Below are 5,657 nucleotides of genomic sequence, written 5' to 3'. Positions count from 1 at the left end.
AATGCATTTTCCACCAAATGCCTTAACTTATAGAGATCTTTATCGTATTCTCGACCAGTTATGCGATTCTTTCGTGGAGGAATCACCACTTGCATTCCCTGACTTATAGCTTGCTCAACGATTGCGTCGCTATCATATTCTTTGTCTGCCAGTAACCGCTCAGCTGTAAGACCAGCGATCAAATTGCTTGCTTGAGTACAATCTGCTGTTGTGCCTTCTGTAATAATGGCCCTGATCGGCAGACCATGCACATCCACGGCAAGATGCAATTTTGTATTGAGCCCCCTTTTGTACGACTCATGCTCTGATTATCGCCTTTAGCTCCCGCTGCATGAGGATGCACTTTACAATGCGAAGTATCTATCACAAGCCATTCATAATCTGGATCGTCAATTAGTACCTCAAGCAACCTTTCCCAGACTCTCTGATTGCGCCATCGGATAAATCGCCGATGAGTATTGCTCTACCACTGTAATCTGGAGGCAAATCCCTCCATGGAGCTCCCGTTCTTAATATCCAAAATACTGCATTGATAAAAGTCCTATTATCTCTTGCTATACCACCCCAAGCCCCTCTTCTTCCTGGCAAATGAGGTTCCAGTAAATTCCAAACTCTGTCGGATATATCATGTCTTCTGTGTGCTTCCATAAGATGCTCCATTGATGAGCGTAGAAGAGTAGCACATTTAAGCATTTATTTCATTTTTCCTGACTATACTATCTAATACTCTAATACAAAAGGGAATTCAACTTTTCACAAAAGTAAAGAAGATAAAAAACAAATTGATCCCGTTAGTGGATAAACTCATGCTAAAAAAGAGGGCTATGATTGAAAGTGTGAATTATCTGTTGAAAAATAGCTTTCAGATAGAACATCATCGGCACCGAAGCCGATGGAACTTTCTTAGCGATCTGATGGCAAGTCTTGCTAATTATTGCTTGAATCCATCCAAGCCTCGACTGTTCTTTTCAAATACAGAAATCGAAGCTGCTAGGCTCTTAGAATGTTTTTGAGGGTTTATTACGTTAAACTGGCGTTAATGTAAGCATTCTGTAGCTGGGATATCACAAAGGGGGAGTGTTGTAGACCATGGATCCTTTCATTTAGGACTATCCCAAAAATAAAATAATCATATGCGATAAACGTTAAACTTGTTCCTTCAATAATAGTGATTCAAATTATCTTTTACATTTCTACAGGTCATAAGTTCGCTTAAGTCATACTAAGGGAATGTCCTACCTATATTACTTTTACAAAAATTCAACAATTATAAAATTTTTAAAATATTTATTTGTTAATAATTCAAAAATTAATTAGGTTAAAAACGCTAAAATTTAAGAAGACAACTTATATTCCATTACCTGATTTTAATTTGATAGCTTCTTCTTATTTAAATAGCTTAAATGTCATTACGAATTAAAAATTTACCGTGTCTTATTTATAAAAGAGGTTTTATGTATATAGGCGACTCAGTATCTCCTTCTTCCGTTAATACAACATCTAATTCTTCGACGGATGAAGCAAATCAAATACAGGCGGATGTTCTTGGTCAAAAAATAAAAATGGAAGCCATTAAGAATTATGCCTTAAATTTTTTGGGGCATGGGTATAATAGTTTGGCCGAAACTAGTGAAAGCAAGCTGTTACAAAGAACCCTAGTAAAATTTTCAACCGACATAGTCAATGTTCAATCTGCTAATTCTTGCGATGAATATGCAATAGGGGCAACAAACGAGGAAGCTTCCGAAAAAATTAAAAAAAGTTATGAGGCGAGAGTCGATTTGCCTTGTTACATAGCAACTATCGGTGCTCGAATTAATTATAAAAGCTCTAAAAATTCGGAAGAAGGGGCAGATAAAATTGTCTTTGCCGCTTGCCATATTGATTACAGTAAATGCACATTTGACCAATTCCCTGAACTCAGAGAAGATCTTCTTACAGCGGGTTGTGAAGTTAAAGGTGATTCTTTTGTCAGCTCTGGTTGGGTCTATACAGGATACAAAATTTTTTTTGAAATTGATATCGAATGGCAAACAGAGGAATCTCAAAAAAACTTTCAGATAGAAGCAGACGCCGAAAAAGGCTCTGTTGGTTTGGGAGCTCATGCCGATAGGTTAAATAAATCGCTAGCAAACAGAAAAGTTACGGGCATTACAATGCATGCTAAAGGCTTTGGTGGCTATTCTATTCCTACGAATTCATTTTCTCCACCTCAGAATGCGGAAGGAATTAACCAGGTTATTCAGACTATTCACATTGACTATCTGGCAAAGGTTAATCAATTAATAACTCGAAAATTTTTCATTAATGAAGAATGCCTGACCTCATATGATGTTTTGCCCATCCCTTGCTTCCCTAAAATTTATCCTAAATATTCCCCTGTGGTTGAAACTCCTCAGGAGCCAATCATTGTAAATTTTCGAAAGCTTGCCGAACAGATTCACACATACAATAAGGACAGACTCAGGTCTGAGTTAGGAACAATTCAATTGAATGAACTCTTTACATCCATGGTAACGATTTTTTCAGACATTGAATCCAAGTTTAGAGGATCTTCATTAGAAGATTATACACTGGTTATAGGGACAACTGGTGTTGGTAAGAGCACACTTATTGGTTATCTACAGGGAGCGGAAATTATTTATAAAAAAATTCCGATAATGGGTTTGCCAACAAAGTTTTCAACTGCCCATAAATTTGAAATGGTGGAAAATCTTTATGAGAAATTTTTAAATAAGATCCCCAAAAAGTTAGTAGCAGTTTATAAAACTAAACAAGATGCTATTTACCCAGAAATAGGGCATCACAATGCAAAGACAAAAGCCTTTGGAATTTATAAAAACTATATCGATACAGCGGGGATTTTTGATTCCGCTGGCCCTACAGAAGACATCTGTAATGCGGAAGCTATACATATGGCAACAAAAGTCTATTCCCCCAAAAAAATGATTGTTCTAATCAATTCGGCATCTTTTGAACACAGATCCCATGTTTTTTTGGAAATGATTGATCGATTAAAAAGAGTGGTAAGAAATCCAACAGATGAAAGCGTCATGTCTTCTATACTATTTGTGGTTAATGACAAGCTAAGTAAAGCACGATATGAAAGAAAAAGTAAGAAGGAAGTCATTAAAGGAATTTTAGATGCGATCGAAAGTTTAGAAAAGGAAAAAAAAGCTTTATTACCGAAGGATCCAACTTGGTGGGAATGGCTCAGGGGACAAACACCTGAAGATCAAAAACGTGCAATTAAAAGTAGCGTTAACGATGCTAGAGTAGATGATTATGACAATAAAATAAAAATATTAGCAACTCTATTGAAATTACATAAAAATATTATCGTTGCGGACATTTTTAGTGAACAGACAAGACAAAAAATTAAAGCTTGGGAGGAAGGAGAGATTTCTCTTGAGCCGGCTTCTAATCCCTTATCCTTCACAATGGAAAACTTTGTTGAAGGGGGGCACGATAAATTTAAAGCCGCTTTGCGGGAAACGGCCGGTTATTTTCTTCATCTTTTTTCAACAATACAACAACTCAACCAAGCTCTTAATGGGTTGAAAATTGAAATTATAGATATCGAATCTCAAATAAGTGCTGAAGAAACGTCTGTAAATTCTTTGGGGAAAATTAATATTCAGGCAGAAATTAGTAAGAAAAGAAAAGAGATCGAATCCAATGACAAAAAAATTGCTCGTTCCAAAACTGAATTAAAAGAGATTAAAGCAGAAATAATCGAAAAAAAGCGACGAAAAAAGGAATTGCAAACGGACAAAGAGATATTTTGGAAGAAAATGAGCCCAGACAAGCCCATTACTCCTCGCTCTTTCTTCGCAGCTGGGTTTCTAGCAACAAAATATGTATTTAGTATCGATGATAAAAATACACCTATCAATCGTGTAAAATTAATTCCTGGCAAAAAGCAAGAAAAAACAACAGGGTCTTTTTGCGATGAGAATCGATCAGAACTCAATGAAGGAAAATATATAGTTTCTTATAAACCAGGTTGGCATGGATACCAAGAAGACTGTAAAGCAAAAGTAAAGCTTTATGTTAAAACAAAAGATCATCCCTCTTCAAAAACAGAACTCGCCCAAATTGAGCAAGATTTAAATGGGATTTCTAATGTCCCAAATACTGGTTTAATAGCTCAACAAAAAAACCTAACAATTCGAATCAACGCACTCAAAGGATGTAACTCAGTTCTTTCTGGTGAGATATACCAACTTGAAACTCAAGGCAAATTAATAGAAAGCAATAAACAAAACATTCGTGGCTATTCTGACAAGCTAAATTACTTGAAACTCTCTCAAGTAGAAATTGATAGTGAACTACAACCGCTTAAATCAACACTAGATGTGTACAAAGATTTTTGTCAACTAATCGGCAAAATCATAAAGAATTTAAAGCTTGATGAATCAGAAAATAGTTCCGATCAAAACATTTTTAATCAATTTCTTGATGAATTCTGTCCGGAAGGTGGTACTGAAGGGGATGTTGAAACCTTGGTTTGATAAATATAAAGAAGCCTGATAAGATCAATCTCATCGAGGGCTTGTAAGAACAAGCCCTCAGCAGCCTATATTTTATTCTTTTTGTCAAATATGCACATAAGTGCACAATTAATTCAATTAACTATAACCTTTTCATTTAAAATCACAGACAAATTTTTAATTTGGAAAAAGGCTTTTGATTTTTTTAATCGTGGCAATTGATTACTTTATTTTATCTAAAATCACTCGCTTGAGGTCTAAGTTTCAGTGAGTGATTCAAGTCTAAAAACTATAAATGGTGGAGGAGAAGATAAATCGAGTCCATAATTTCTTAGAATAAAATTGTATGATTATGTTTATACGCGCATTAACCTTGCCCCCCCTGATTCCATCCAGAGTTAAATAGAGATTCAAGCAATTAATTTCTTGTTATTTTCACTTAAACTTCTAATAAATTGTTTTGGGCTTAGATCCTTTAAACTTGTATGAGGGCGATACTCATTATCGTCTTCGTGCCCCTTTTCAATTGTGCTACGAGCATCCTTAACATTTAAAAACCAATTTTCATTTAAGCATTCATCACGAAGCTTTCCATTGAAACTTTCAATGTAACCAGTTTGCATTGATTTACCGGGTTGAATAGACTTCCAGCTAATTTTGTTATCCCATGACCATTTCAAAATAGCATTGCTAGTAAATTCCGTTTCATTATCGCTTAATATGCATGCTGGACTTCCCTCTGTTTCTATCAATTCAGATAGCTCTCTCGCAATACGAACTCCGCTAATCGAGGTATCTACCACCATATTAAGACTTTCCCTAGTAAAGTCATCCCCAATTGTTAGAATACGAAGGCGCTTTCCATTGGCTAATGCATCTGAAACAAAGTCAAGAGATCATTTTTGATTTGGCCTAGAAATCTCCTCGGGTCTTATTCAGAACCTAAAGCTCTCTTCCTTCCATCCCTTTTTCGGACTTTGAGACCACTCTCTTTGTACAATCGGTGCACTTTTTTATGATTAATCTTTCCTTCTTCAGCAAGAGACAAATTCTTCGATACCCAAACCTTCTTCTTTCATGAGCTATCGAAATCATTTTATCCTTTACTTCTGTATCATTCTTCATTTTATGCTTATAGCGCCCAACAGACCTATCGAAAGCAAG

The 5,657-nt window shown here is 35.7% G+C and carries 2 protein-coding genes and 3 pseudogenes; 2 read left to right on the top strand and 3 right to left on the bottom strand.

What is annotated here, in order from left to right:
- A pseudogene (locus BU804_RS11375) lies at nucleotides 1–648 on the bottom strand (IS5 family transposase); the annotation flags it as partial.
- A gap of 47 nt (nucleotides 649–695) precedes the next feature.
- Between BU804_RS11375 and BU804_RS07405 the strand changes: the two are divergent.
- A complete protein-coding gene (locus BU804_RS07405; RefSeq protein ID WP_079988658.1) occupies nucleotides 696–1,013 on the top strand; it encodes a transposase in 318 nt (105 codons plus the stop codon).
- Nucleotides 1,014–1,454: 441 nt separating this feature from the next.
- Nucleotides 1,455–4,514: a hypothetical protein gene (locus tag BU804_RS07400; protein ID WP_075883575.1), complete on the top strand. Its 3,060-nt coding sequence runs from the start codon at nucleotides 1,455–1,457 to the stop codon at nucleotides 4,512–4,514.
- A gap of 389 nt (nucleotides 4,515–4,903) precedes the next feature.
- On the opposite strand, the pseudogene BU804_RS07395 reads toward BU804_RS07400, so the two are convergent.
- Nucleotides 4,904–5,374, bottom strand: a pseudogene (locus BU804_RS07395) (integrase core domain-containing protein); the annotation flags it as partial.
- A 61-nt stretch (nucleotides 5,375–5,435) separates the two neighbouring features.
- A pseudogene (locus BU804_RS14840) lies at nucleotides 5,436–5,657 on the bottom strand (hypothetical protein); the annotation flags it as partial.

This window comes from Candidatus Protochlamydia sp. W-9 (genome assembly GCF_001950615.1).
Lineage (GTDB): Bacteria > Chlamydiota > Chlamydiia > Chlamydiales > Parachlamydiaceae > Protochlamydia > Protochlamydia amoebophila.
Note: the sequence above shows the minus strand (reverse complement) of the source record. Positions and strands in the feature narration are given on the sequence as shown.